Below are 24,275 nucleotides of genomic sequence, written 5' to 3' on the forward strand. Positions count from 1 at the left end.
ATGATTAGCCGACCATATTATTGAGCTGCAATATCGGCTGCAGGATGGCCAAAATGATGAACAGCACCGAACCGGCCATCGCGATCACCAATAAAGGCTCGAACAGCCCCAGCGCCAGCGTGATTTGCCGGCTGAAAGCCTCTTGCTGCATCGTCGCCGCCCGCTCGAGCATCATGTCCAGCTCACCGCTGCGCTCGCCGGACATGATCATGTGCCGCATCATCGGCGAGAACAGCGCGGTACCCTCGAGCGACGGCGATAACCCTTCGCCCTCCCGCACCCGCTCCATCGCCGCCAGTAGCCGTTCGCGGGCGGCGTCGTTGCCCAACACGCCGGCGCTGATGCGCATCGCCTCCAGCAACGGCACCGCGCTGGCGTTCAAAATGCTCAGCGTTTTGGCGTAGCGCGCCGTATTCACCGCCAGCGCCAGCTTGCCGACCACCGGCAACCGCAGGATGAACGCATGCCAGCGCACGCGCCGCGCCGGATCCCGCAGGCGATAGCGGAAAGCGCCGAGACTCGCCAGCGCCAACATCAGTGCCAACGCCCCCCATTGGCGCAGCCCGTCGCTGGCGCCGAGCAGCATCCGGGTCGACAGCGGCAAGGTCTGTTTCATATGCACAAACTGTTCGATCACCTTCGGCACCACCGCCGTCAACAGGATCGCCACCACGCCGATCGCCACCGCCGTCAGCACCATCGGGTACACCAGCGCCTGCACGATCTTGTTCTTCATTTGCTGGCGCTGTTCGACGTAGTCGGCCAGCCGCTCCAGCACCGGCGCCAGATGGCCGGAAATCTCACCGGCCGCCACCATGGCGCAGTAGAGACGGTCAAAAATTCGCGGATGCTGCCCTAGAGCCTGCGCCAGCGGGAAGCCCTCCAGAATGCGCTGCCGCACCTGAGCCAACGCCGCCTGCAGGCCTTTTTTCTCCGTTTGCCGCGCCACCGCCATCAACGCTTCCTCGAGCGGCAGCGCAGCGGAGAGCAGCGTCGCCAGCTGCCGGGTCAACAGCGCCACATCGCCGCTGCTCACGCCGCTCATCCAGCGGCCGGCCAACATGCCGGCGAAAACGGGCCGCCCGCGCGCTTGCACCGCCAGCACCTGCCACCCCTTTTCACGCAGGCGATCGCGGGCGTGGCGCAGAGAATCCGCCTCCAACACGCCGCGCTGGGCGCGCCCCTCACGATCGCAGGCGCGATAATCAAACTTCATCGCCGTCCCCTTCGCGCGTCACCCGCAGCACTTCCTCCAGGCTGGTCTCCCCGGCGCGCATCTTGGCGATCCCATCCTGGCGCAGCGGCAGATAGCGTTCGGCGGCCAGTTTCGCGATGTCCAGCTCGCCGTCACCGCGATGGATCGCCATGCGCATCGGTTCATCCAGCACCAACAGTTCGTGCAAGCCGATTCGGCCGTGATATCCCTGCCCGCCGCAGGCCTCGCACCCCAACGGGCGCCAGCAGGTCACCGCCTGCGTCGGTGGCAGCCCCAGCAGGCGCCGCTGCGCGTCAGACAGCGCATAGGGCTCGCGGCACTGCGGACAAAGCCGACGCACCAGGCGCTGCGCCAACACGCCGCTGAGCGAACTCGAAAGCAGAAACGGTTCGACCCCCATGTCCCGCAGCCGGGTCACGGCGCCGATCGCCGTGTTGGTATGCAGGGTCGACAGCACCAAATGCCCGGTCAATGAGGCCTGCACCGCGATCTGCGCCGTTTCGCCGTCGCGGATCTCGCCGATCAGCACCACATCGGGATCCTGCCGCAGCAGCGCGCGCAGGCCGCGTGCGAAGGTCATGTCCACCTTGGGATTTACCTGCGTCTGCGCGATGCCGGCCAACTCATACTCGACGGGATCTTCGATCGTCATGATGTTGCGCTGTTCATCGTTGATCTGGCTCAGCAAGGTATAGAGCGTGGTGCTCTTGCCGGAGCCGGTCGGCCCGGTGACCAAAATGATGCCGTGCGGCTGGCGGATCAGGCGCAGCAACGCCTGCTGGTGCGCCGGCGCCATACCCAGGCTGGGCAGTTCGAGCCGCACGCCCTGTTTGTCCAACAGGCGCATGACCACGCGCTCGCCGTGGCTGGCCGGCATCACCGACACCCGCACGTCTATCGCCCGCCCGCCGACCTTCAGCGCCATGCGCCCGTCCTGCGGCACGCGCTTCTCGGCGATATCCAGCTTCGACATCACCTTGATGCGCGACACCAGCAGCGCCGCCAGCTTGCGCTGCGGCGCCAGAATCCGCCGCAGCGCGCCGTCGATGCGAAAGCGGATCACCAGCTCGCTCTCGTAGGTTTCGATGTGGATATCGGAGGCGCGCTCTTTGATCGCCTCGCTCAGTAAGGCGTTGATCAGGCGGATAATCGGCGCATCGTCCTGTTCGTCCAACAGGTCTTGCTGCTGCGGCAGCTCCTCGGCCAGCGCGTAAAAATCCAGTTCGCCGCCCAGGTCGTCGATCATTTTCTGCGCTTGGCCGCTTTCCTGCTGGTAGTGCGCCACCAGCCGTTGATCAAAAGCCTCCACCTCCAGCCGGGCCAGCGCCGGCTCGCCGGGCAGGCAGCGGTAGGCCTCCATCAACCCGGCGTGGCTCGTTTCAGGATGGCAATACATTTGGATGCCGCTCTGCCCATCGACGGCCAGCACGCCATGCTGCCGCGCCCAGGCGAAAGGCAGCAGCGGCCCCGCGGAACGGCGCTTCACGGGCGGGCTCCCCGCGGATAAAACGCGTCGATACTGGCAACGGTGGCGAGAAACGCCCGATTGTCGAGCGCCTTCTTATCGCCGGCGATCTCGCCGCGCAGCGCGTCATTCAGCTCACGATCGTCCTGCTGCTCGGCGTCGAACTTGCCTAACTTGCGTTGGCTCTGCCGGGCGTACCCCTCGGTGCTGCGAATGATGGTCGGGCGGATAAACAGCATCAAATTGCGCTTGCTCGCTTTGGTGGCGGTCGAGCGAAACAGCGCCCCAAGCAGCGGGATCTTGCCGAGGATCGGCACGCTGCTCTCCAGCTCCGAATTGGACTTGTCCAACAAGCCGCCCACCACCACGGTTTCGCCGCTGTCCACCAGCACCGTGTTGTTGACCGTGCGGATATTGAAGGTCGCCCCCAGCGAATCCGGCGTGGCGCCGGCGCTGTCGGCAACGCTGGAGACCTCCTGTTCGATCTGCAGCAGCACGGACTGGCCCTGGTTAATCTGCGGTTTGACCTTGAGTTTGATCCCCACCGTCTTGCGCGACACAGTGTTGAAGACGTTATCGCTGTTGGTGGTTTGCGAACCGGTCAGGATCGGCACATCCTGCCCGACGCTGAACTCCGCCTCGGCGTTATCCAGCGTGACGATGCTCGGCGTGGCCAGGATATTGTTTTGGTTGTTGCTGGCGATGGCGGACAGCAATACGCCCCAATTACCGCTGTAGAAACCGGTCATCAGGCCGTTGGCCTTGCCGAACACGTCGCTCATGCCATTTTCGAACCCCGCCGACACCCCGGGCGCCGAGCCGGCGAACTGCGTGCCGCCGCCGTATTTGTTGGCCCACTGCACGCCGATGTTCAGCCCCTGCCCATCCTGCACTTCGACGATCACCGCTTCGACCAGCACCTGCGCGCGGCGCACGTCGAGCTTGGCAACCACCGCCTCCAGATCGCGCATCACGTCCGGCGCGGCGGTGATGATCAGCGCATTGGTCTGCTCATCGGCCTTGATCACCACGTTTTTCAGCAGCGCCACGTTGGCGGCGGCGCTCTCTTTCTCGTTTTGCAGGCCCGCACTCACGCCGGTCAATACCTCGACCAGGCTCTGCGCCTTGGCGTATTTGAGCGGAATAACCTGGGTATTGCCCTGGGTGACGCTCTTGTTATCCAGCTGATCAATCAGTTCTTTGGCGTGTTCGCGGGCCCGCTCGTCCCCGGCGATCATCACGCTGTTGGTTCGCTCATCCGCCACCAGCCGCAGCGAGCTCGCGCCGGCCGTACGCCGCTTGCCCTCTTCGCGAAACAGTTCATTCACCATGCGCGCGATCTCCGGCGCCGCCGCATGCTTCAGCGCGAGGGTCTCGACCCGATTGCCGTCGTCCTGATCCATCTCCCTGACCAGCTCGAGCAGGCCGTTGACCACGCTGGCCCGGCCGGTGATCAACAGCGCGTTGCCCTGCTCGTAATGCGCCACGCTGCCCACGCCGATGCTGTCGTTAAGCTGGCGCAATATCGGCGAAACGTCCTTGGCCGCGATATTGCGCAGCGGCACCACGCGCATCACCACCTCATCCCCTTCGGCGATCGCCTCTGCGCCGTTTTGCGCCAGCGCGGCTCTTTTTCCCTCTTTGGCGGCAATCACCTTCAGGACGTTGTTGGGCATGCCGATGACCGTATAGCCATAGACGTCCAGCACGTTGAGAAAGAACTGGTAATACTGTTTCTCGTCGAGCTGTTCGTAGCTGCGCACCGTGACCTTACCTTTCACCGCCGGATCGATAATGATGGTTTTGCCCAGGTTTTTACTGACCGTATTGATAAATTCCTGAATGTCCGTGCCTTTGAAATTGGCAGAGAATTGCTCCGCGCGCGCCGCGCCGCCCAGCGCGATCATGACGGCCACCGCCGCTAATGCGCGCCATAAGCCGGCGCTCCAGCCTGGGCCAGAACGATAAATGAAATGCGTAATCACAATGTCGCCTTATGCTATGAAACATCCCGCGCCGAAACGGCGCGCCGGCTACTCTTTAAACGTCAGCGTGGCGTAATAGCCGTTTTCATCGAGCAGTATTTTATTTTTCACTATCCGCACGATAACGGCATTGCTGCCGGCCAGACGGTCGCCAACGCCATAACCGGTTTGCTTGCCGCCATGCTCGACGATGACCAGGCTTTTTTTGGCGTTGTCGCTGAACAGCAGGCCGGCTATCTTGCCGAGCGCTGCGGCTTCCGGCGCGTTAGCCAGCAGCTCGGCACCGATCGCCCATTCGCCGACTTTATACCCGTGCGCCTTTTCGCCGTTTTTCGCCGCTTGATAGCGGCCAAACCAGTGCGCGTCATGAATTTTTCCGATGTCATCTTCCTGAGGAAAGACACTATGACGCACCGGCCCGCGCGCGTTTTCACGGCTCGGCTCAACGGGCGCGCCATCCCCGGCCACCATTCGCCATCCCAGCTGGAGCATGAATGCCAGATTTATCAGGCAGAAAAGTAGAATAAGAAGGTCTGTCAACCGCTTGCTCACGTGCCCCCCGGTTATTCAACGGTGTCAACGCTAAGCGGAAATACCGACCACCATCGCGACAGAAAACAGCAGCGTGATGATCAGGGCCACTTTATAATTCACGGCGTCCAACCACGTTCGCCGGCGCTTATTAGCCAATGGCGACGGGCATTCCCCCTGCAAATTAACGGCCGCGCGCTCGCAGGCCTGAAAACTCAGCATCACGCCAAATCGGGGAATGGTCTTGATCACCTCGCCGGGAATACCGTGGCGTGAGAGCAAAGAGCGGCATTGGAATATCATCTGATAATAATTGTTGTCGCTGATGGTCTCATGATTGCAAAACCAGACCGCGCGAATAATGTCGTTCTTCTTATAAATACCGCTCAACAGGCACAGCATGAAGCGCCGCTGTAATTCGGTCATTTCAATGAGCACATTCTCTTTTTTAAACAACAGCGTTTTTTCATTGTTGTTTAATATCACCAACTCATTTTCCAACAGAGTCTCGTTCAGGGCAATGTTATGTATGTCCATCTCTCGCCTATCAGTTTAATGAAGTCCAAAGGCTCTTGTGCCATCACCTTTGCACGCATGCGGCGAGATGCATTTTCAATGAAAATTAATAGTTCGCCGTTTCAAGAGCGGCCTCAATTAATCATGCGAAAAACATTCATGCAACTTATTTCTTTAAAATAAACAATATAAAATTAATATGGCTATACCGCATCGCCTTAGATTCATTAAATCATTTAAAAACATGATGATAGCCGTTTTTATAAAATAGCTAAATCACCATTAAATTTGATTAACAATGAAAAAATAGGCATTCGCGCATAATAACCCATGTTATTAGCCGTGTGCGGAAAAGGCAGGACCCGAGGATATAAAAGGTAACCAGAATACACCTTAAGCCATATAAAATAACATGCAGATCAGGATTCAATATTGCATAAAAACATCGGCGAGTAGGCATCGCTAAACATCAACGTATTCTTATCCACGCTGCGAATATGATAAAACGTCGATTCAGTGCTGAAAAAGTAAGTATACACCTCGTCCGGCAAGGTATCACGCGGCGAATAATTCACCTCGCCATAGTGGAAGCGATAAAAACTGCCTTGCGAGACGTAGCTGAAGTTAACCCGTCGGTTGACGAAATACTTCTCTTCGCCATCGTTGGCCAGGCCCGACAGCATCATCACGCCCTTATCGCCGGACAAAAAGATGTAGTTTATTTTTAGCGACAGCTGGATATCATCGTGCGCCGCCTGCGCGTCCAGCGAATTGAAATAATTAAACGTGGCGTTCGCTTCGCAGGACAAATCGCCGAAGCCATGATGGCTGCGCACCAGGGAATACACCACGCTGCCGGTCAACACGCACAGGCCGACCAGCGTGGCTGACAAGATATTTAACTTTTTTTCCATGCCCGGATGTACTCGCTCTCACAATTATGCAAAACGGCCGCACTGTCCTTCGTGCATTTGGCGATAAACTGGCATCCGCTGTCTTCACTGGCATTATGAGAACGGTTAACCTTGGTGATGATAATCTCACCGGGGCGGCAACGCTGGCCATAAAGATCCTTACGGATCAAGAACTGCAAATAGTCGTCCTGATGATTCTCCAAAAAATGGCCGGCATAGTAGATCGGGCAGCCGTTCACCGTACCGACGTAAGACAATACCTGCTTCTTTTCACTGTCGCGATGATGTTTGTAATAGATGAAGCACAGCGCCAGAAAAGATAATGGCACGACGATCGATAAGCTGCGCAGCAGAATAAAAAAATAATGGTGGGTATTTTTTGACGCCGCGGCGGATGCGGGCGATGTAGTGGGAACGTCCGCGGCGTGGGGAGGCTCAGGCAAATCAATCCGCAGCCGCTCTATCGATATTATTCTATTGAGTCTATACCCCTTTTTAGAGAGGGTAACGATCAGGCGCTCGTTGAAACCGACAGACGTCAAGGCCCGCCGCGTCAGGCTGATATATTGATTTAACGTCGCGGAAGAAGCGCTCAAGCCGTGATCGCTCCAAACCTGTTGCAACAGCGTTTCCCGGCTTACCGCCTCGTGGCCATGCTCGAGCAAGCATTTGAATACTCTCGAATTGACGCTGGATAAGAAAACTTCCCGTCCCTTCTTTATACTCTTCAATGAACCGTTTTCAGTGTTAAATGTAATATCTTTATCAATGATATAAATCATGTTCAGCCTGACAGCGCACACGGGTTATTATTTAAACTTATTCAGCCAGTTCGTCGACCGCCGCGAAGCGCGGATAGTTTTTTCGCAACGAGAATAAACCATACTAACGCCATCCCAACAGGCGTGCAACTTTAAGAATTTTCCCTATCCCTGCGTCATTATTTGTCCCACAAATAACGATATAAACGCTATTTTTTCACCGTCATCGGATCTGTTGGCAACAATACATTTGGTCACGGGAGGAGAAGGGCAAAAGCGGCGCAGAGGAAAAGATTCACGCTCGCGGCGTACGAAATGACGCTTGCGCAGCTTGTCGACATGAGGAATAACGGGGATAAGCGTTTTGCGGGCCGCAAAATGGGTGGGGACCCTGCCAGCTACATCCCGGCACACACGTCACCTGCTGCGGCTGCTTCCTTCCGGACCTGACCGAGTTCACAAGTTAGTGTTGCGGGAGAACCAACAGGGCCCCCATTGACGGCTTCTGTACTCCGAAGCGGTGGGCATTATCGGCGATGCCCCATCAAATAGCAAGCCAACCGGGGTTAACCGCTGTTTTCTTACCCACCTGCGCTGTGGCACACTCTTCGCCTGGGTTTTGAGTCACGCAGGAACAGCAATATGCAACCAGAAGACGCCTCTTTCAGCCAGCGGGTTTTCCATATCGTGGCCGCCATCCCGTTCGGCAAAGTCACCACCTACGGCGAAGTCGCCCGGCTGGCCGGCTCGCCGCGCGCCGCGCGTCAGGTCGGGGGCGTGCTGCGGCGTTTGCCGGAAGGCAGCACGCTGCCCTGGCACCGGGTGATCAACCGACACGGACAGATCTCGCAGCAGGGGGAGGATTTTCAACGGCAACGGCAGGCATTGCTGGCGGAGGGGATTATTTTCGGCCCGCACAGCACGGTCGATTTCGGTCGCTACGGCTGGCGCTGGTAAAACAAAACAGCCTTTGGCCGAAGCGCAAAGGCTGCTGATTTCATCTTGCTGTACCGCAGTAAGCTTACTGCATGGCGGTTGGCGCAGCCTGAATCGGCACACCCTGAACCGGAACCAGCAGCAGATCGGCACGGGTGCCGTTGCGGTTAACCACTTCCTGGATGGTGTCGGTAATAAACATCAGTCGCCCGTTGACCGTCACCGCCGCGCTCAGAATGATACGCGCATTCGGTTGGATGTCGGACGGGTTGTACGGCAGCGTAAAGCTGAATGGCGCCTGCTGCCCTTCAGTACGTACCGCGCGCTGTGCAATCACTTTGGACGGCGCATCTGCCAGCGAGGCATCAGAGAGGGTGACCGTCAGTACGGCGTCCGGCGGCAGCGCAATGCGCTGACGTATATTAACCGAACCTGTCACCACCGGGCCCTGAATCTGCGTTTGCGCAGCCGCCGGGTTACCGGCCGCCTGGGTAGGCACATCAGCACTCTTTTGCGCGCATCCCGCCAGCGTGATCGTCAGTGCCGCGGCACCGCCTACGATTTGCCAGAGTTTCATGGATCGGTCTCCTTTTTTATTATCAACATGTTGGTGGCTTTCACCACCTCACCTATTAAACCTAGCACAAAACACTGATAAATCCACTTTACCCCGCCTATTAATCACTTAAACAACCCAAGGCGTCCACGATTAAGAGCATTCTCATCGGCCCTTTAACGCAAAATGTTGACGCCGCGCCGTGATATTCCGCACACTGCGCAAAATGATTATTAGAAAGGTAACAACTTTATGAGCCAGGCATTGCAAAACCTCCTCGATCTGCTGGATCTGGAGAAAATCGAAGAAGGGCTGTTCCGCGGCCAGAGTGAAGATCTGGGGCTGCGCCAGGTGTTCGGCGGGCAAGTGGTCGGCCAGGCGCTGTACGCAGCCAAACAGACGGTGCCGGACGAACGCAGCGTGCATTCGTTCCACAGTTACTTCCTGCGCCCAGGCGACAGCAGCAAGCCTATCGTTTACGACGTGGAAACCCTGCGCGACGGCAACAGTTTCAGCGCGCGCCGCGTCAGCGCCATCCAGCACGGCAAACCTATCTTCTATATGACCGCTTCCTTCCAGAGCCCGGAAGCGGGTTTCGAGCATCAGAACCTGATGCCGGACGTGCCGCCGCCGGAAGGGTTGCTGTCCGAGTCAGAGATCGCCCAGAAACTGGCGCATATGCTGCCGGAAAAAGTGCGCGAAAAATTTATCGGCCAGAAGCCGATCGAAATGCGCCCGGTGAAATTCCACAACCCGCTGAAAGGCAGCGTGGAAGAACCGCATCGCTACGTGTGGTTCCGCGCCAACGGCAGCATGCCGGACGATCAGCGCATCCACCAATATCTGCTGGGCTACGCGTCGGACTTTAACTTCCTGCCGACGGCGCTGCAGCCGCACGGCGTCGGCTTCCTCGAGCCGGGCATGCAGGTGGCCACCATTGACCACTCGATGTGGTTCCACCGTCCGTTCCGCATGGATGACTGGCTGCTGTACGCGGTGGAGAGCTCCTCCGCCTCCGGCGCACGGGGCTTTGTGCGCGGCCAGATCTACACCCGCGACGGCGTACTGGTCGCCACCACCGTGCAGGAAGGGGTGATTCGCCAGCGCGACGCCTGATCCGCAATATAAAGAAAGGGGCGATGTTTCCATCGCCCCTTTTGGCTTCATCATTATTTTAGTCTTTAGCGCACTGCCCTGCTTCGAGTCTTATTGGTTGTAGGCGCTTTCGCCGTGGCTGTTGACATCCAGCCCTTCGCGTTCCTGCTCTTCCGGCACTCTCAGCCCCACCATGGCGCCCGCGATCTTGAAGGCGATAAAGGCGGCGACGCTCGACCACACCAGCGTGATCAGCACGCTCACCAGCTGGATCCAGACCTGGTGGCCCATCGTCACGCCTTCGGCGTAGCCGGTGCCGCCCAGTGAAGAGGCGGTGAACACGCCGGTCAGCAGGCAGCCGACGATGCCGCACACCCCGTGCACGCCGAATACGTCGCAGGTGTCGTCCACTTTCAGCCATTTTTTCAGCGTTACGACGCCCCACAGACCGGCGACGCCGCCCACCAGGCCGATGATCAACGCCCCGCCCACGCCCACGGTGCCCGCCGCCGGCGTCACCGCAACCAACCCGGCGATCATGCCGGAGCAGGCGCCCAGCAGCGAAGGCTTGCCACGCAGCACCCATTCGGCGAAGGTCCAGGAGAGAATGGCGCCCGCGGTGGCAACCACGGTGTTGAGGAATGCCAGGGCCGCAATGCCGTTGGCCGCGCTGGCGGAGCCGGCGTTAAAGCCGAACCAGCCGATATACAGGATCGACGCCCCGGTAAACACCATCGGCAGGTTGTGCGGTTTGAAGGCCTCTTTACCGAAGCCGGCGCGCTTGCCGATCAGGTAGGCGCCGATCAACCCGGCGCTGGCGGCGTTGATGTGCACCACAGTGCCGCCGGCGAAGTCCAATGCGCCGTCGGCGGCCAGGTAGCCGCCGCCCCACACCATGTGCGCGATCGGCAGGTAAGACAACGTGAACCACAGGATCGCGAAGATCAGCACCGCCGAGAAGCGAATGCGTTCGGCGAAGCCGCCCACCACCAGCGCCACGGTGATACAGGCGAAGGAGGCCTGGAAGGCGACGTGGATCATCTGGCTGATGCTGCCGGTGACGCTGTCGATACCGATGCCTTTCAGCATCGCCGTCTCGAACCCGCCGAACACCGCATTGCCCTCGCTGAACGCCAGGCTGTAGCCATACAGCACCCACAGCACGCAAACCAGCGCGAAGGTGACGGTGACCTGCGTCAGCATCGACAGCACGTTTTTGCCGCGCAGCAGGCCGCCGTAAAACAGCGCGATGCCGGGCAGCGTCATGAACAGCACCAACGCGGTGCAGATCATCATAAAGGCGTTGTCGGCCTTATCAGCGACCGCCGGAGCGGCCAGGGCCAAAGAAGGAACCAGGGTTACCGAACTCAGGCCCAACATGGATAACAGTCTTTTCATTATCAATCATCCCCATCACTTAACTGAGTTCGCGGTTACAGTGCCGATTCGTCGGTTTCGCCGGTGCGAATGCGGATCACGCGTTGCAACTCGGCAACGAAAATTTTGCCGTCGCCGATTTTGCCGGTATAGGCGGCTTTGCTAATAACATCAACCACTTCATCCAACTGATCGTCGGCGATGGCGATGTCGATTTTGACCTTGGGCAGGAAGTTGACGTTATACTCGGCGCCGCGATACAGCTCGGCGTGCCCCTTCTGGCGGCCAAAGCCCTTCACTTCGGTTACGGTCAACCCCTGAATGCCCACGGAGGACAGGGCCTCGCGCACGTCCTCCAGCTTGAACGGTTTGATTACCACGGTCACCAGCTTCATATTGCCCCTCCACGAATTAAGCCCAAACTCACCCCTGGTACACCTCTTATGTAGCAAGGGCTGTGCCAAATTTAATTTTTCATGGCGATTCAGCGGATTAGCGGGCGCGCGGGCGCCCCCGCGACGCAGCGCCGCACCGATACCTTGAATGGGTTAAATAATGCGCACTGATTTGGTGCGCATCGCGTCGAAAGAGTGCAGAAAGGGGGCATAGCTCTGGCGGGGTGCCTGCTTGTGGTGCGTTGGAAAGAAACAAGGGCCGCGATCGCGGCCCATGTTCAGGCGGGTTGGCTCTCCTCGCTCACTGCTTCCGCCAACTGCTCGCCCGCCAGCTGCAGCTGATACATCTGGTAGTAGCGCCCCTGCTGCGCCAGCAGCTGCTGATGATTGCCCTGCTCCACCGCCTGGCCGCGATGCAGCACCAGAATGGAGTCGGCATCGACGATGGTCGACAGCCGGTGGGCGATCACCACCAGCGTGGTGTGCTCGCGGATCGCACGCAGCGCGCGCTGGATCGCCTGTTCGGTGCCCGAGTCGATATTGGCGGTCGCCTCGTCGAGGATCAGGATCTGCGGCGCCTGCACCAATACTCGCGCCATCGCCAGCAGCTGTTTCTGCCCAACCGACAGGTTATTGCCCTGCTCTCCCAGCCGGGTGTGAATGCCCTGCGGGAAGCCGCGCACCAGATCCGCCAGCTGCACCGTTTCCAGCGCCCGCCACACGGCGTCTTCCTCGATGTTGCGCCCCAGCGTGACGTTGGCCAGCACCGAATCGGCGATCACCACCGGATCCTGCTGCACCATCGCCACGCCCTGGCGCAGCGTGCGGTGCGACAGGCTGGAGATCGGGCGGCCATCGAGGCGCACTTCCCCTTCGCTGACCGGGTAATAGCCCATCAGCAGGTTGGCCAAGGTGCTCTTGCCGCTGCCGGTATGCCCGACCAGCGCCACGAAACCGCGCGACGGCACCGCCAGCGAAATGTGCTGCAGCACCTTTTTGTCCGCGCGGTAGGCGAAGCTCAGATCGGTGATGTCGATGCGGCCACCGGCCAACGGACGATCGTCGGCGCCGTAACTCTGCTGGCTGCGATCCATCAGCTCGAAGATGCGTTCGCCGGCCACCACCGCCTGCTGCAGGATCGACTGCTGTGACGTCAGCTCGATCAGCGGTTCGTTCAGGCGCCCCAGGTAATTGATGAAGGCGTAGAGCACGCCGACGCCAATCACGCCTTCGCCGCTGAAGCCGAACAGCATCAGCAGGCCGCACAGCACCAGCGCCGAAAACAGGCTGAGCAGCGGCCGCAGCAGAAAACCGTCGAGCCGCAGGGTCTGCATACGCGCCAGATAGTGCGACTGGCTGGCGGCGCTCATGCGCTCGCCGAAGCGCACCTGCTGGCGGAACTGCTGAATCACGCCCATGCCGTTGATCACTTCGTTGAAGCCGTCGTTGATGTCCGCCAGATAGCTGCGCACCCGGCGCACGATCGGCGTGCTGTAGTATTGATAGATGCCCATCACCACGAACACCGCCGGGAAGATGCAGACCGCCACCAGCGCCATGCGCCAGTCGAGACTGAACATCGCCACCAGCATGGCGCCGATCAGCGCGGCGCTTTTCAGCACCGTGGAGACCACCATCACGTACAGATCCTTGATCACCTCGGTGTCGTTGGTGACGCGCGAGATCAATTGCCCGACCGGCTGGGTGTCGAAGGCGCTGAGCGGCTGGCGCAGCGCGGCGTCCATCACGTCGGTACGCAGCCGCTGGACCACGCCCACCGCCGCCTGGTTGAACAGCAGCGCCTGGAAGTAGTGCAGCGCCGCCGCCAGCAGCTCCAGCAGAATGTAAGCCGCCGCCAGCCCGCCGACGATCGTCAGCGGCAGCTGCCCTTTGGCGACGTAGTTATCGATGAAATAGCTCACCAGGATCGGCCCGGCGACTTCCGCCGCCGCCGCCACCCACAGCATCAGCACCGCCAGTCCCAGCGGTTTGCGGTACGGCGAGCCGTAGGCCAGCAGCCGCTTCAGCGTCGGCCACAGCTTTTGCACTTTATTCATCGGCCAACGCCTCCTCGCCGTTTTCCGGCGCTTCGTCCAGCGCCGCTTCCAGCTGCTGATAACGGTACATATCGCGATACCAGCCCGGCTGCGCCGCCAGCGCCGCATGATCGCCGCGCTGCGCCACGCCACCGTGCTGCATCACCAGGATCTCGCCGGCTTCGGTCAAGGCCGACAGCCGGTGCGCGCTGATGATCACCGTGCGATCTTGCCCCCAGCTGCGCAGGTTGTGCAGGATCTGGTGTTCGGTGCGGCCGTCCACCGCCGACAGCGCGTCGTCGAGGATCAGGATCTCCGCATCCAGCAGCAGCGCGCGCGCAATGGAGATACGCTGTTTCTGCCCGCCCGACAGCATCACGCCGCGTTCGCCCACCTCGGTGTCATAGCCCTGCGGCAACCGCAGAATGTCCTCATGAACGCTGGCCAACCGCGCCGCCTGTTCGATCTGCGCCTGCGTCGCCCCCGGATGGCCCAGCGCGATGTTGTTCGCCACGGTATCGGAGAACAGGAACGGCGTCTGGCTCACCACCGACAGCCGCGAACGCCAGTCGTCGAGTTTGACCTGCGGCAGCGGCAGGCCGTGATAGCGGATCTGCCCTTGATCGACGTCGAACTGGCGCTGGATCAGCGACAGCAGCGTCGATTTGCCGGCGCCGGTCGGCCCGCACAGCCCCAGCATCTGCCCCGGTTTCAGCGTCAGCGCCACATCATGCAGCGCCGGGTGCGGGTTTTCCGGGTAGTGGAACGCGCGGATATCCACGTCCAGCACGCCGCGCCCGGCCGGCAGCGCCTGCGGGCCGTCCTGCACCGCCGGCGCCTCGTCGAGCAGGCTGCGGATGCGGCTGTAGGCCGCGCTGCCACGCTCGACGATGTTGAACATCCAGGCCAGCGCCAGCATTGGCCAGATCATCAGGCCGAGGTACATCACAAAGCTGGTCAGTTGCCCGAGCGTCAACGAACCGTTCACCACCATCCAGCTGCCGCCGCCGATGGCCAGCAGGTTAGAGGCGCCGATGGCGATATAAATGGTCGGATCGAAGCGCGCATCCACCCGCGCCACGTGCATGTTCTTGGCGCCGGTCTGCGCCGCGACGTCGGCAAAGCGGTTGGATTGGTGATCTTCCAGCCCAAAGGCCTTGATCATGCGGATGCTGGTCATGCTTTCCTGCGCCTGATCGTTCAGGCTGGAAAACGCCGCCTGCGCCGATTTAAAGCGCTGGTGCAGCTGGTCGCCGTAATATTTGATGGCGATCGCCATCAGCGGCATCGGGATCAACGCCAGCACCGTCAGCTGCCAGCTGATTTGGGTGCTCATCACCACCAGCACCACCAACCCCATCACCAGCGAATCCACCAGCGTCAGCACGCCTTCACCGGCGGCGAACACCACGCGGTCCACGTCGTTGGTGGCGCGCGCCATCAGATCGCCGGTGCGGTGGCGCAGGTAGAACGCCGGGTTTTGCCGGCTGAGCTGGCGGTAAAAGTTCTCGCGCAGTTCGACCGCCAGCTGGTAGGACGCGCCGAACAGCAATACCCGCCACACATAGCGCAGCAGGTAAACGACGATCGCGGTGCCGATCATCAGCCCGAGCCAGGCCATCAGCACGCCGGTAGACATTTGTTTTTCGGTGACGCCGTCCACGATGATGCCGACCAGCTTAGGCGGCAACAGTTGCAGGATGGCGATGACGATCAGCAGCACCACCGCCCCGAGGTAGCGGCGCCACTCCCGGCGGAAGTACCAGCCGATTTGTGCAAATAATCTCACGCAGTTTGATTCCAGGATTTTATGGGATTTGTCTCTTTTTCTGCTTCAGCGGAGCAGGATACCACCGTTGAGCCGCCCGTCCGGTGAACTTTTCACTCCGGCACCGGCAATGCAGTGGTGTATTTGATTTTTTCCATGGCAAAGCTCGAGGTGACGTCGATGAGGCCCGGTACGCCGTTCACCAGGCGCTTATAAAAGCCGTCGTAGCTTTTCATGTCCGCCACTTCGACCTGCATCAGGTAATCGTACTCCCCCGCCATGCGGTAGAACGCCAGCACCTCGGGCATCTGGCTGGCCAGCTGCACAAACGCCTGATACCACTCGCTGCTGTGCTGCTGGGTCTTGATCAGCACAAACGCCGTCAGCCCCAGGCCGAGCTTTTCGTTATCCAGCAGCGCCACCCGGCCGCGGATATAGCCCTCGTCTTCCAGGCGCTTCAGCCGTTTCCAGCACGGCGTCGAGGTCAAATTGACCGCATCGGCCAGCGCCTGCAGCGACTGGGTGCAATCTTGCTGCAGCATGCACAGCAGCTTACGGTCTGTTTTATCTAACATAGCGGCTACCAGGAGAAAAATTTTCTCCCATTAGGCGATTAAACAGGGAAAATGGCAATCCTTTTTTCCTGCCGACAGGCTATGCTACGCCATAAACCAGCCCCCTATTCTGAGGCCAAATCATGACAAACTCTTGGGTAAAATATGCTATCGGTGAAATAGAAGCGGATTTTCAGCGCTCCGCCGATACGCACCTGATTCGCCTGAACATGCCGGCGTTTCCCGGCATCTGCCTGTATCTGAAAGATGAGAGCACCCACCCGACCGGTAGCCTGAAACACCGTCTGGCGCGCTCGCTGTTCCTTTATGGCCTGTGCAACGGCTGGATCACCGAAAACACCACCATCATCGAGGCCTCTTCCGGCAGCACCGCGGTGTCCGAAGCCTACTTCGCCCGTCTGATCGGCCTGCCGTTCATCGCGGTGATGCCGTCCTGCACCGCGCGCCGCAAGGTGGAGCAGATCGCCTTTTACGGCGGCCGCTGTCACTTCGTCGATCACGCCGCCCAGATCTACGCCGCCTCCGAACAGCTGGCGAAAGAGCTGAACGGCCACTATATGGATCAGTTCACCTACGCCGAGCGCGCCACCGACTGGCGCGGCAACAACAATATCGCCGACAGCATCTTCCGCCAGATGGCGCGCGAACCCTTCCCGGTGCCGAAACACATCGTGATGAGCGCCGGCACCGGCGGCACCTCCGCCACGCTGGGGCGCTACATCCGCTATCAGGGGCACGATACGCAATTGACGGTGGTCGATCCGGAAAATTCGGTGTTCTATGACTGCTTCCACCACGGCGATCGCACCCTGATCGGCAGCTGCGGCAGCCGCATTGAAGGCATCGGCCGCCCGCGCGCCGAGCCGTCGTTCATCCCGTCGGTGGTCGACAACATGCTGCGGGTGCCGGATGCCGCCAGCGTCGCCACCATTCACTGGCTGGAAGGCGTGCTCGGCCGCAAGGTTGGCGCCTCTACCGGCACCAACGTCTGGGGGGCGCTGCAATTGGCGAAACAGATGCGGGAAAACGGCGAGCAAGGGTCGATCGTCACCCTGCTGTGCGACAGCGGCGAGCGTTATCTGGATACCTATTACAACCCGGAATGGGTCAGCAATAACATCGGCGATCTGCAGCCGTATCTGGCGCAGCTGGCGGATTTGTAACGCCAGGCTGCGGATAAAAAAAAGCCGGGTAGTCATACCCGGCCGGCTGTAAGGAGAACCTCATTCTTCGGGGGAATAGGTGAGGCAAGGTGAACGCAGCCAATGTTGTAAATAGTGGGCCACCGCCTGCTGCTGGCAATGGCCGATAACCGGTAGCTGCGGCAGCAGGGATTTCAGCTGCGGCAGGGCGTTGCCCATCACCACGCCGTGCCCCACCGCCCCCAGCATCTCTTTGTCGTTCATCGCGTCGCCGAACGCCATGCAGTCGGCCATCGTCAGCCCCAGATGGCGGCTCAGCCGGTCCAGCGCCGTGCCCTTATTGCAACCGAGCGGCAGCACCTCCAGGCAATCGTAGGCGGAAAAGCACAGGTCTGCCTCGTCGCCCAGCTGTGCCCGCAGCTGCACCTGCAACGCCAGCAGCTCCTCATGCGGCGCGACAAAGCACACCTTGCTGTTGCCGAACGCCGGCAGGCGGCGCACGTCGGCCAGCTGAAAACGAAAGCCGCTCAGGTGGTGCGCCCGCAGCATCTCTTCCGGCACGGGAAACTCGGTCAGCCAGCCTTCGTCGCGGAACACGTGCATGCTGGCGCGGGTGCGCCAATGATGATGCAAAACCTCCTCGGCGACCGCCGCCGGCAGATCGGTAGCGTGCAGCTGTTGGCCGCGGTTGTCATACACCCGCGTGCCGTTGCCGGTGATCAGGTAGCCCTGCAGCCCCAGCTGCGCCATGATCGGCTGCGCGTCGAGGTAGTGCCGCCCGGTGGCGAACGTCACCACCATCTCCCGTTCCACCAGCTGGTTCAGCACCGCCAGCGTTTCCGGGCCAACCCGGTGATCCGGCATCAACAGCGTGCCGTCCATATCGAAAGCTGCCAGGCGATACATAAAGACCTCTTGAATGTGAACGCGATTGCAATCAATGCAGTATGGGATGGCATTTACGGAAGTAATAGTGAACAATTTGAAAAAACCGTTCCGGATTTCTGCCCATGCGCCTGGTTCACCGCCTCAGCCAATATCAACGCCTGTACCATCAGCTCGGCAGCGCGCCGGTCGCCGTGACCATCGGCGAGCTGGCGGCGATGTTCTACTGCAGCGAGCGGCACGCCCGCACGCTGGTGCAACAGCTGCAGGATCAGGGCTGGCTGAGCTGGCATTCGCAGCCCGGCCGGGGCAAACGCGCTCGCCTGCACTGCCTGAAAACCCCGGATGAGCTACGCGCGCAGCTGTTGCAACAGCTGCTGCAACAGGGCAACCATCAGGGGGCGCTGGAGATGGCGCAGCTCGATCCGCAGCACCTGCAGGATCTGCTCAGCCCGCACCTCGGCGGGCAATGGCAGGCCGGCAGCCCGACGCTGCGCATTCCCTATTACCGCACGCTGGAAGCGCTCGACCCGCTCACGCTGACCGGCCGCGCCGAGCAACACCTGGTGTCGACCCTGCACGCCGGGCTGACGCGCCTGATGACCGGTAACCCGGAACCGCAGCCCGATCTGGCGCACCATTGGCAGATTAGCGATCGCGGCCTGCGCTGGCGCTTCTTTCTGCGCAGCCAGCTGCGCTGGCACAACGGCGAACCGTTGACCGGCCACCAGCTGCTGCAAACGCTGGAAAAACTGCAACACCACCCGCGCAGCCAACCGAGCCTGGCCAACGTCGCGCGCATCAGCCTGCCGCATCCGCTGTGCGTTCAGTTCGATCTGCATCTGCCGGATTACTGGCTGGCCCACCGGCTGGCGGAACTGCCTTGCCTGATGACCCACCCGGAGCTGCCGGCCATCGGCGCCGGCCCGTTCAAGCTGACGCTGAATGAACCGCAGCTGGTGCGGCTGGAACAGCACGCCGGTTACCACCTGCAGCATCCGTATCTGGACACCATCGAATACTGGATCACCCCCGATCTGCCCACCGCCGCCCCCTACACCAGCTGCCAGCATCCGGTGCGCATCACCATCGGTCAACAAGACGATTTGGCGCAGGCCCGGCCGGTGCAGCGCAGCATGAGCCTGGGCTGGTGTTATCTGGCGCTGAACCTGCGCCACGGCGTGCTGAGCGAAGCCCAGGGGCAAAAGCTGCTGATGCTGATCCAGCAGTCCGGCCTGCTGAGCCATCTGCCGATCCCCAACAGCGTGATCACCCCCAGCCATGAAATGCTGCCCGGCTGGCGCATCCCCCGCCAACAGGTCGAAGAGGACGTCGCCCTGCCCGCCCGGCTGACGCTGCTGTATCGGCCGCCGGTCGAGCTGGAAACGGTGACGGCCGCGCTACAGCGGCTGCTCGCGCAGCACGGCTGCGAGCTGGAAGTGCGCTACTACGCCGGCAAGCGCTGGCAAAGCGAGGAACAGATCGCCCAGGCCGACCTGCTGCTGGCGGACAACCTGATCGGCGAAGCGCCGGAGGCGACGCTGGAGAGCTGGCTGCGGCAGGATACGCTGTGGCGCGGCATCCTGACGGAAAGCCGCTGGCAACAGCAACAGGGCACGCTGCGGCAGATCCAGCAGCTGCAGGCGCAGCAACCGCGCTTCGCACAACTGCAGGCTTATTATCAACGGCTGATGGCCGCCGCCATCATCACGCCGCTGTTTCACTACCAGTATCAGATCAGCGCGCCGCCGCGCATGCATGGCGTCACGCTGACCGCTCACGGCTGGTTCGATTTTTGCCAGGCGTGGCTGCCGCCGCCGGTGGACGACGCCCCGGCCTGAGCCGAACCGCCCTGCGCCTGGCGGCCCTTTCTGCTACTATTGTCGCCGCAACGCAATTTTATCCTGCCGCCCGAATGTGTATCGGGAGAGGCCAAAGCCCAAAAAGGTGATTTTATGAAGCGCGCGGTTGTCGTTTTCAGCGGTGGACAAGACTCCACGACCTGCTTGATCCAGGCATTGCAACAGTATGACGAAGTTCACTGCGTCACGTTCGATTACGGCCAGCGCCATCGCGCCGAGATTGAAGTGGCTCAGGAGCTGTCGGTGGCCCTCGGCGCCAAGGCGCACAAGGTGCTGGACGTAACGCTGCTCAACGAGCTGGCCGTCAGCAGCCTGACGCGCGACAATATCCCGGTTCCCGCCTACGACCCCAATCAGAAAAATGCGCTGCCGAGCACCTTCGTGCCGGGCCGCAACATCCTGTTCCTGACGCTGGCGGCGATCTACGCCTACCAGGTGGAAGCGGAAGCGGTGATCACCGGCGTGTGTGAAACCGATTTCTCCGGCTACCCCGATTGCCGCGACGAGTTCGTTAAAGCGTTGAACAAGGCGGTGACGCTGGGCATCGCCCGCGATATCCGCTTCGAAACGCCGCTGATGTGGCTGAACAAGGCCGAGACCTGGGCGCTGGCGGACTATTACCACCAGCTGGATCGCGTGCGCCAGGATACGCTGACCTGCTACAACGGCATCAAGGGTGACGGCTGCGGCGAGTGCGCCGCCTGCAACCTGCGCGCCAATGGCCTGACGCAGTATCGCGCCAATCAGGCGGAAGTGATGGCCGCGTTGAAACAAAAGGCCGGTCTGGCCTGAGGCAGTGACGGCGGCAGCTTCTGCCGCCCGTTCTCCCCCTGTTTACCGTGAGTTTTCCTGCGGCACAAGCGCCTCCAGATGCGCACGCAGTTCCCCCTCGAGCGGCAGCGCACGCTGCGTTTTCAGATCGACGCACACGAAAGTCAGCAGCGCGTCGGCCACCGGCGTCCCCGCCGGATCCTGCGTCACCTTTTGGCTCAGCACGCCGCTCTTGCCGTTGAGCTGCACCATCTGGCTGTCGATACGCAGCTTATCCCCCAATACCGCCGGGCTGCGGTAATTGATATTGATGTTCACCACGATGAAAGCGATGTTGTTTTCCGTCATCCAGCGGAACCCGGCCTCGTTCTCCAGCCACTCCCAACGCGCCTCTTCCAGAAACTCCAGATAGCGAGCATTGTTAACGTGCTGGTAAACATCAAGATGATAACCGCGAACTTTGATAAAGGTTTGCATAGGGAACGATCGCTCCTGCCTGGTGATTACAGAAAGAGGGAGCCGCGCTGGCTCCCTCGCCCGTTTGGTCAACGCGCCAAACTGGTAAGACCTGTAAAATGTAGCAGAGGAGTTTCGGCCTCAGCGGCATTTTGCCACGCAGCCGCGACCGGGATCACATTTTCAGCCGGGCGCGGTTCTTCTCAAACAGCGCCGGCCCGATGCCCGGCACCTCCTGCAACTGCTCAACCTGGGTGAATGGCCCATTCTGCTCGCGGTAGCGCACGATGCCTTCCGCCTTCTTCAGGCCGACGCCGCTCAAGGCGGCGGCCAGCTGTTCGGCGGTAGCCTGATTGATGCTGACCGCCGTTTCTTCGGCCACCCTGGTCATCGTCTGTTGCCCGCCATTGCTCGTCGGCGTTGAGAGCATGGGCGCCGGCGCCTCGGTTTTTTCCGCCGCGGCGCCCGGCCCAGCCAGGCATAACAACAGCGCGGTCAGCGCGGCGTTAACGTGACGACGGTAACCGAAAAACGCTTTTTTCTCTGAATGTTGCATGCTGTATCCTCCTTGTGTGTGACAGCACGGTTACCTTGCCGCGGCGGCGGATATTCAGCAATCGGCGGATATCAGATGTGGAAAAGGCCGCGAAAGCGGCCTTTGTTTGTTGCACTGCGTTGCAGAAAAATGCGGCGATTACTGAGGCTGTTGCTCAGCGGCGCCCATTTTGATCTCGGCTTCTTTACGCAGGCTCGCCAGCAGCGAATCGAAGGAGACGCCGGTCGCGCCCTCTTCCATCTTGCCAACGAAGGTTTTCATTTCGTCTTCCGGCAACGTGCCTGGCTTCACCGCATCGAGCGCGATCAGCACCACGTTGTCCTGACGATCCTGCGACATGCCGTATACCGGTTTACCGTCCTGCGGGTGCGGCAGCGCGAACACGCTCTCTACCAGCTGGCTGTCTTCCGGCGCGCGCGCCATCTTCTGCACGGCGCCAAAGCTCAGGCCGGCGGCTTTCATCGCCTCGTCGCCCTTGCCCTGCTTCAGCTCAACCAGCAGCTTCTCGCCCTGCAGTTTCGCTGCCTGCAGCGCCTTGTTGCGCTTCACCAGTTCCGCCACGCGGTCTTTCACCTGGTCGAACGGTTCGATGCCTTCCGGCTTGTGGCCGCTCACGCGCACCACGAAGGCGCGGTCGCCGTCTACGGTGATCACGTCGGAGTTGCTGCCCGGCGCGCCGTTCTCGCCGATCAGCGAGCCGTCGAAGATCGCCTGCACGACCGGCTTGAAGTTCAGCGCGGCAGGAATGTTGTCACGGGTGAACCAGTCGCTTTGCGCCGCTTTCACGCCGGCCGCTTCTTCAGCCGAGGCCAGAGATTCGTTGTCGCTGGTCGCCGCTTCGCTCACCTTCTGCTGCAGCGCGTAATACGCGTCTACCGCTTTCTCCTGCTGCACCTGCTTGGCGATGGCGTCATGCACTTCGCTCAGCGGCTTCACTTTCTCAGGTTCGATATCGTTCAAACGCACGATCAGGTAGCCGACGGAAGACTTCACCACGCCGGACAGCTGCCCTTTCTCGGTCAGGTTAGCCTGCTTCAGTTCGTCGGCGGTGGTTTCCGGCTCCAGCCAACCCAGCTCGCCGCCGGTGCGGCGTGAGATGATATCGGTGGATTTCTCTTTCGCCAGCATGGCGAAATCGGCGCCCTTCTTCAGCTCGTCCAGCGCCGCGTTGGCTTCCGCCTCGGTTTTCAGCTGGATCACGCTGTAGTTTTTACGCTCCGGCTGGCCGTAGCTGCTCTTGTGCTGGTCGTAGTAAGCGCTGATGTCTTCTTCGCTCACTTTCACCTTGTCCTGCATGGACGCAGCGTCCAGCGGGATATAGCTCACCTTCACCTGCTCAGGTGCGATGAAGCTGTTCTTGTTCTGATCGTAATACGCCTTCAGTTCGTCGTCGCCGGCGCTCTGTTTCGCCTGCAGCGCTTTCAAATCGATGGTCGCCAGGCGCACGTCGCGCTCCTGCAGCACCAACGCCGCCATGGCTTGCGATTCAGACGGCAGCACGAAGCCGGAATCGCCGAAGGCCTGGATCACCTGCTGATTGACCAACTGCTGGCGCATCGACTGCGCGAAGTTGTCGGCGGTGTAGCCCATGCGGCCGATCAGGTCGAGGTATTTGGCGTTATCGAACTGGCCGTTGGTCTGGAAGTAAGGCGCCTTGCGGATGGCGTCCTTGATCTGATCGTCGCTGACCGCCAGGCCCAGCTTCTTGGCGTACTGGTCGAGCAGCATGTTGTCGATCAACTGGGACAACACCTGACGGCGCATCTGCTGCATATAGCCTTCGTTGCCGGCCAGCGCGGAGAACTGGTCACCCAGCTGCTGCTGCATGCGGCTACGCTCGCTTTGGAAAGCCTGTTCCAGCTGAGCGCGCTCGATCGTCTGACCATTTACTTTCGCAGCATAATCGCCGGAGCCGCCGATCAGGTAGTTACCCACCCCGGTCAGAACGAATGACAGGATGATCAGGGCCAGGATGATTTTGAGCACGACGTGATTAGCAGCCGCGCGTAAATTGTCCATCATAGTGTGACAACACTCCGCTGTGATGTGGATTAACAACCCTTGTGCAGGCGCGTTCCCTGCGACAAAAATAAAAAAAGCGCATCAGTCCGATGCGCCTTGTATCTTACCTTACCAGCACCGCTGCGTCAGGTGATTGTTTATTACAAAACCCTGTTACGCTAAACGGTTAGACGCTAAATCAGTTTACAGCGTCTTTCAGCGCTTTCCCTGCACGGAAGGCCGGTACTTTGGCTGCCGCGATTTTGATCTCTTTACCGGTCTGCGGGTTGCGGCCGGTACGAGCCGAACGTTCACGCACGGTGAAGGAACCGAAACCTACCAGAGCCACGTCATCCCCTGCTTTCAGAGAGTCGGTAACGGAAGCGATTACTGCGTCTAAAGCACGTCCCGCTGCCGCTTTGGAAATATCAGCACCTGCGGCAATCTTGTCGATCAGTTGTGACTTATTCACTCTA

The 24,275-nt window shown here is 60.5% G+C and carries 23 protein-coding genes and 1 other RNA gene; 5 read left to right on the top strand and 19 right to left on the bottom strand.

Annotation, left to right across the window (positions count from 1 at the left end):
• Window positions 1-4 precede the first annotated feature (4 nt).
• The 8 genes from gspF to ffs form a co-directional block, all read right to left on the bottom strand.
• Window positions 5-1,216 carry a type II secretion system inner membrane protein GspF gene (gene gspF, locus ACJ8MK_RS06005; protein ID WP_308414423.1) on the bottom strand — a complete coding sequence of 404 codons (1,212 nt, stop codon included), beginning with the start codon at window positions 1,214-1,216 and terminating at the stop codon, window positions 5-7.
• Complete coding sequence (gspE, locus tag ACJ8MK_RS06010; RefSeq protein WP_060422017.1) at window positions 1,206-2,702, bottom strand: type II secretion system ATPase GspE; 1,497 nt, start codon at window positions 2,700-2,702, stop codon at window positions 1,206-1,208. Before gspE ends, gspF begins: the two co-directional genes overlap by 11 nt.
• Window positions 2,699-4,588, bottom strand: a complete 1,890-nt coding sequence (gspD, locus tag ACJ8MK_RS06015) for a type II secretion system secretin GspD (protein ID WP_049196518.1) — start codon at window positions 4,586-4,588, stop codon at window positions 2,699-2,701. Before gspD ends, gspE begins: the two co-directional genes overlap by 4 nt.
• Window positions 4,589-4,714: 126 nt before the next feature.
• On the bottom strand, window positions 4,715-5,218 hold the full coding sequence (locus tag ACJ8MK_RS06020) for a type II secretion system protein N (protein WP_033647289.1): 504 nt from the start codon (window positions 5,216-5,218) through the stop codon (window positions 4,715-4,717).
• A gap of 30 nt (window positions 5,219-5,248) precedes the next feature.
• Window positions 5,249-5,734 (bottom strand): winged helix-turn-helix domain-containing protein, encoded by a 486-nt coding sequence (locus tag ACJ8MK_RS06025; RefSeq protein WP_197846760.1) that lies wholly within the window; start codon window positions 5,732-5,734, stop codon window positions 5,249-5,251.
• 398 nt (window positions 5,735-6,132) lie between these two features.
• Window positions 6,133-6,627: a FidL-like protein gene (locus ACJ8MK_RS06030; RefSeq protein WP_033637327.1), complete on the bottom strand. Its 495-nt coding sequence runs from the start codon at window positions 6,625-6,627 to the stop codon at window positions 6,133-6,135.
• Window positions 6,612-7,409: a winged helix-turn-helix domain-containing protein gene (locus ACJ8MK_RS06035; RefSeq protein WP_442517586.1), complete on the bottom strand. Its 798-nt coding sequence runs from the start codon at window positions 7,407-7,409 to the stop codon at window positions 6,612-6,614. Before ACJ8MK_RS06035 ends, ACJ8MK_RS06030 begins: the two co-directional genes overlap by 16 nt.
• Before the next feature lie 368 nt (window positions 7,410-7,777).
• An RNA gene (gene ffs / locus ACJ8MK_RS06040) (signal recognition particle sRNA small type) lies at window positions 7,778-7,874 on the bottom strand.
• Window positions 7,875-8,030: 156 nt separating this feature from the next.
• Between ffs and ACJ8MK_RS06045 the strand changes: the two genes are divergently transcribed.
• Window positions 8,031-8,345, top strand: coding sequence for an MGMT family protein (locus ACJ8MK_RS06045; protein WP_103829796.1), 315 nt, complete (start codon window positions 8,031-8,033; stop codon window positions 8,343-8,345).
• 64 nt (window positions 8,346-8,409) lie between these two features.
• Here the strand turns inward: ACJ8MK_RS06045 and ACJ8MK_RS06050 are convergent, their stop codons facing one another.
• On the bottom strand, window positions 8,410-8,901 hold the full coding sequence (locus ACJ8MK_RS06050) for a YbaY family lipoprotein (RefSeq protein WP_049196364.1): 492 nt from the start codon (window positions 8,899-8,901) through the stop codon (window positions 8,410-8,412).
• Between the two features lie 231 nt (window positions 8,902-9,132).
• Between ACJ8MK_RS06050 and tesB the strand changes: the two genes are divergently transcribed.
• Window positions 9,133-9,996, top strand: a complete 864-nt coding sequence (tesB, locus tag ACJ8MK_RS06055; RefSeq protein WP_004940320.1) for an acyl-CoA thioesterase II — start codon at window positions 9,133-9,135, stop codon at window positions 9,994-9,996.
• 90 nt (window positions 9,997-10,086) lie between these two features.
• Here the strand turns inward: tesB and amtB are convergent, their stop codons facing one another.
• From amtB to ACJ8MK_RS06080, 5 genes are all read right to left on the bottom strand, one after another.
• Window positions 10,087-11,373: an ammonium transporter AmtB gene (amtB, locus tag ACJ8MK_RS06060; protein WP_004940322.1), complete on the bottom strand. Its 1,287-nt coding sequence runs from the start codon at window positions 11,371-11,373 to the stop codon at window positions 10,087-10,089.
• Window positions 11,374-11,408: 35 nt separating this feature from the next.
• The gene (gene glnK, locus ACJ8MK_RS06065) at window positions 11,409-11,747 is read right to left on the bottom strand and encodes a P-II family nitrogen regulator (RefSeq protein WP_004940327.1); all 339 of its coding nucleotides are present in this window, start codon (window positions 11,745-11,747) and stop codon (window positions 11,409-11,411) included.
• 278 nt (window positions 11,748-12,025) lie between these two features.
• Window positions 12,026-13,804 (bottom strand): multidrug efflux ABC transporter permease/ATP-binding subunit SmdB, encoded by a 1,779-nt coding sequence (gene smdB / locus ACJ8MK_RS06070; protein WP_442517587.1) that lies wholly within the window; start codon window positions 13,802-13,804, stop codon window positions 12,026-12,028.
• A complete protein-coding gene (smdA, locus tag ACJ8MK_RS06075) occupies window positions 13,797-15,572 on the bottom strand; it encodes a multidrug efflux ABC transporter permease/ATP-binding subunit SmdA (protein WP_033653260.1) in 1,776 nt (591 codons plus the stop codon). The genes smdB and smdA overlap by 8 nt, the downstream gene beginning before the upstream one ends.
• 92 nt (window positions 15,573-15,664) lie before the next feature.
• Complete coding sequence (locus ACJ8MK_RS06080) at window positions 15,665-16,126, bottom strand: Lrp/AsnC family transcriptional regulator (RefSeq protein ID WP_193145794.1); 462 nt, start codon at window positions 16,124-16,126, stop codon at window positions 15,665-15,667.
• 122 nt (window positions 16,127-16,248) lie between these two features.
• On the opposite strand from ACJ8MK_RS06080, the gene ACJ8MK_RS06085 reads away from it, so the two are divergent.
• The gene (locus tag ACJ8MK_RS06085) at window positions 16,249-17,289 is read left to right on the top strand and encodes a PLP-dependent cysteine synthase family protein (protein ID WP_041033654.1); all 1,041 of its coding nucleotides are present in this window, start codon (window positions 16,249-16,251) and stop codon (window positions 17,287-17,289) included.
• A gap of 60 nt (window positions 17,290-17,349) precedes the next feature.
• On the opposite strand, the gene cof is transcribed toward ACJ8MK_RS06085, so the two are convergent.
• Entirely contained in the window at window positions 17,350-18,174 is an 825-nt protein-coding gene (gene cof / locus ACJ8MK_RS06090) for an HMP-PP phosphatase (protein WP_033647299.1), read from the bottom strand.
• Window positions 18,175-18,278: 104 nt separating this feature from the next.
• Between cof and ACJ8MK_RS06095 the strand changes: the two genes are divergently transcribed.
• Together ACJ8MK_RS06095 and queC are read left to right on the top strand one after the other, a co-directional pair.
• Window positions 18,279-19,994 carry an SgrR family transcriptional regulator gene (locus tag ACJ8MK_RS06095; protein WP_033647300.1) on the top strand — a complete coding sequence of 572 codons (1,716 nt, stop codon included), beginning with the start codon at window positions 18,279-18,281 and terminating at the stop codon, window positions 19,992-19,994.
• Window positions 19,995-20,108: 114 nt separating this feature from the next.
• The gene (queC, locus tag ACJ8MK_RS06100) at window positions 20,109-20,807 is read left to right on the top strand and encodes a 7-cyano-7-deazaguanine synthase QueC (protein ID WP_004940343.1); all 699 of its coding nucleotides are present in this window, start codon (window positions 20,109-20,111) and stop codon (window positions 20,805-20,807) included.
• A 42-nt stretch (window positions 20,808-20,849) separates the two neighbouring features.
• Here the strand turns inward: queC and ACJ8MK_RS06105 are convergent, their stop codons facing one another.
• The 4 genes from ACJ8MK_RS06105 to hupB form a co-directional block, all read right to left on the bottom strand.
• The gene (locus ACJ8MK_RS06105; protein ID WP_033637318.1) at window positions 20,850-21,263 is read right to left on the bottom strand and encodes an acyl-CoA thioesterase; all 414 of its coding nucleotides are present in this window, start codon (window positions 21,261-21,263) and stop codon (window positions 20,850-20,852) included.
• A 154-nt stretch (window positions 21,264-21,417) separates the two neighbouring features.
• Entirely contained in the window at window positions 21,418-21,798 is a 381-nt protein-coding gene (locus ACJ8MK_RS06110; RefSeq protein WP_039566993.1) for a ComEA family DNA-binding protein, read from the bottom strand.
• A gap of 138 nt (window positions 21,799-21,936) precedes the next feature.
• Window positions 21,937-23,820: a peptidylprolyl isomerase gene (gene ppiD / locus ACJ8MK_RS06115; protein ID WP_442517588.1), complete on the bottom strand. Its 1,884-nt coding sequence runs from the start codon at window positions 23,818-23,820 to the stop codon at window positions 21,937-21,939.
• Window positions 23,821-23,998: 178 nt separating this feature from the next.
• Complete coding sequence (gene hupB, locus ACJ8MK_RS06120) at window positions 23,999-24,271, bottom strand: nucleoid-associated protein HU-beta (RefSeq protein WP_004940351.1); 273 nt, start codon at window positions 24,269-24,271, stop codon at window positions 23,999-24,001.
• Window positions 24,272-24,275: the final 4 nt, after the last annotated feature.

Origin of the sequence: Serratia sp. CY38905 (assembly GCF_052168875.1) — a bacterium.
Classification (GTDB): domain Bacteria; phylum Pseudomonadota; class Gammaproteobacteria; order Enterobacterales; family Enterobacteriaceae; genus Serratia; species Serratia sarumanii.